We start from the raw sequence: 2,294 nt of genomic DNA, 5'->3' as shown, positions 1-2,294 counted from the left end.
AGAGGCCGTTCGTCGGCTCCGGGCCGCGCCGGACGCACCGATCGGCGTCGCACTGTTGGACCAGCGGAACCTCGCCGGCCTCGGCAATATCTACCGTTGCGAGGCGTGTTTCCTGGCCGGGGTACATCCGGCCGCGCCGGTATCGGCTGTGAAGGATCTGCCGGCGATGCTCGCCGAAGCCAAGGTTATGCTCGAAGCCAACCTCGGACCCGGGCCAAGGATCACGCGCGGCACAGCGTTCCCTGGAGTCCGGGGAATTCCCCGCTCCGGCTACTGGGTGTACGGCCGCGAGCACCAGCCGTGCCTTCGTTGCCGGACGCCGATTCGCCGCGGAGTGCTGGGGCCAGCATCCGGGATGGAAGACCGCACCATCTACTTCTGCCCGGAGTGCCAGCCCGGCTCGTCCGGCTGACGCTGCGGAAATTCCCTGACGCCCCGGAATTCCGGGGGCGTCAAGAAATCTGCGAGTCGCCAGGAAGATTCCGCGTCACGAAGTGGCCGGCACGGCTTCCGGGGCAGCCACGGGAGCCTTCACCGGAACCGTAAACAGCGGCAGCAATAGCTGAACCACCGGGCCAATGGCCAAGGCGTAGACAACGGTTCCAACGCCGACGGACCCACCCAACAGCCAGCCCACACCGAGCACGACAACCTCGATCAAGGTCCGGGACAAACGCACCGACCATCCGGTGCGGCGGGCAAGTCCCGTCATGAGTCCGTCGCGGGCACCCGGGCCAAGGCGTGCGCCGATGTAGCAAGCGGAAGCGATTCCGTTCAGGACCACGGCGCCGGCGAGCATGGCGATCTGACCACCCAGGTGCGAGAACGCCGGGATCAGGGCCAGGCCGATGTCCGCGAAGACTCCCACCAGAACGGCGTTGGCGAGGGTTCCGAAACCGGGCATCTGCCTCAGCGGTATCCAGAGGAGAAGAACCAGGAAGCTGACCACTACGACGACGGTGCCGATGCTCCACCCGATCTTCCCCGCGACGCCTTGGTGGAAGACATCCCAGGGGTCCAGGCCAAGGCCGGCCCGGATGAACATGGCCAGGGAGATCCCGTACATTGCGAGGCCAATCAGGAGCTGGGTGATTCTGCGGGTCATCATGAAACCATGCTCCCGAAAACTGGCATTGCTTTCCATAGCCAGTTTGCAATACTGGTCTTATGCCCGGATCCCTCAACCCCACAGCCATGGTGCGTCTCCTCGGTCCGTGGAACACTGGCGCCGCTCCCGCCTATCGCGAGCTTGCCGACGTCGTACGCCTTTTGGTGATGGACGGGCGCATCCCGCTCGACGTGGCACTGCCCAGTGAGCGCGCGCTCGCCGTCACCCTGGGCGTCAGCCGGACCACCGTCACTGCCGCCTATGCCAGCCTGCGCGAGCAGGATTCCTGAGCGGCGGCCAGGGCAGCAGGGGCCGGACGGGCATTCCACACCGGACGGTCCCCGTCAGCGGACCTGGACTGGCCGTTCCGGAGGGAATCCTTGACCTCGCCTATGCTTCACTGCCAGCGACGGGCGAGGTGGTGCACCGGGCATTCGCGGATGCGTTGATCGATCTCCCTGCGCTGTTGCCCGGTTTTGGCTACGACGCGGTCGGCCTCCCACCCCTCCGGGAAGCCATCGCGGACCGCTACACGGCAGCCGGCATCCCCACGACGGCCGCACAGATACTGGTGACTTCGGGGGCCCAGCACGCGCTGAACATTATCCTGAAGACCCTCGCCGGGCGGCAGCAGAAGGTCCTCGTGGAGCATCCCAGCTACCCCAACGCTCTCGATGCAATCCGCGCTTCGGGCTCACGCACGGTTCCGGTACCCATGCCGCCTGCCGCCGAGCCGACGTCGGGCGCTGCCGCCGAGCCGACGTCGGGCGCTTGGGATATCGACGGCATGGTGGCCGCAATGCGCCACCAACGCCCGGCCATGGCCTACCTCGTCCCGGACTTCCACAACCCCACCGGGCGGATCATGTCCAACCTTCAGCGGCGCCGCCTGGTCCGCGAGGCGGCAGGGACGGGCACGGTACTGGTGGTAGACGAAACGCTGCGGGAGCTAAACCTCGACGGCGTCAGCACCTCGCCGCTCGCGGCGTTCAGTCCGGCGGTGGTGACCATCGGATCGCTCAGCAAATCGCATTGGGCCGGGCTCCGGACCGGGTGGATCCGCGCCGAAGAGGACCTGATCAACCGCTTCGTGCAGACCCGGACAACGATGGATCTGGGCGGGCCCGTCGTCGAGCAGCTGGCTGCGGCTCGGCTGCTCCGGGCTTTCGCCGAACGCTGGACGCGA

Annotated in this window: 1 protein-coding gene and 2 pseudogenes; 2 read left to right on the top strand and 1 reads right to left on the bottom strand. The window is 67.0% G+C overall.

Features of this window, described 5'->3' with window-relative positions; translation table 11 throughout:
- Positions 1-412: pseudogene (locus AHiyo1_RS10815) on the top strand (Fpg/Nei family DNA glycosylase); the annotation flags it as partial.
- Between the two features lie 75 nt (positions 413-487).
- Here the strand turns inward: AHiyo1_RS10815 and yczE are convergent.
- The gene (yczE, locus tag AHiyo1_RS10810) at positions 488-1,108 is read right to left on the bottom strand and encodes a membrane protein YczE (protein WP_059388569.1); all 621 of its coding nucleotides are present in this window, start codon (positions 1,106-1,108) and stop codon (positions 488-490) included.
- A 59-nt stretch (positions 1,109-1,167) separates the two neighbouring features.
- On the opposite strand from yczE, the pseudogene AHiyo1_RS10805 reads away from it, so the two are divergent.
- A pseudogene (locus AHiyo1_RS10805) lies at positions 1,168-2,294 on the top strand (aminotransferase-like domain-containing protein); the annotation flags it as partial.

Source organism: Arthrobacter sp. Hiyo1 (genome assembly GCF_001263615.2).
In the GTDB taxonomy this organism is placed as follows: Bacteria; Actinomycetota; Actinomycetes; order Actinomycetales; family Micrococcaceae; genus Arthrobacter.
This window is presented reverse-complemented; position numbering and strand designations above follow the sequence as displayed.

What these genes read in the sequence shown, in the direction of transcription:
- yczE (WP_059388569.1), bottom strand. Translation starts at nt 1,108, where the DNA reads ATGATGACCCGCAGAATCACCCAGCTCCTGATTGGCCTCGCAATGTAC.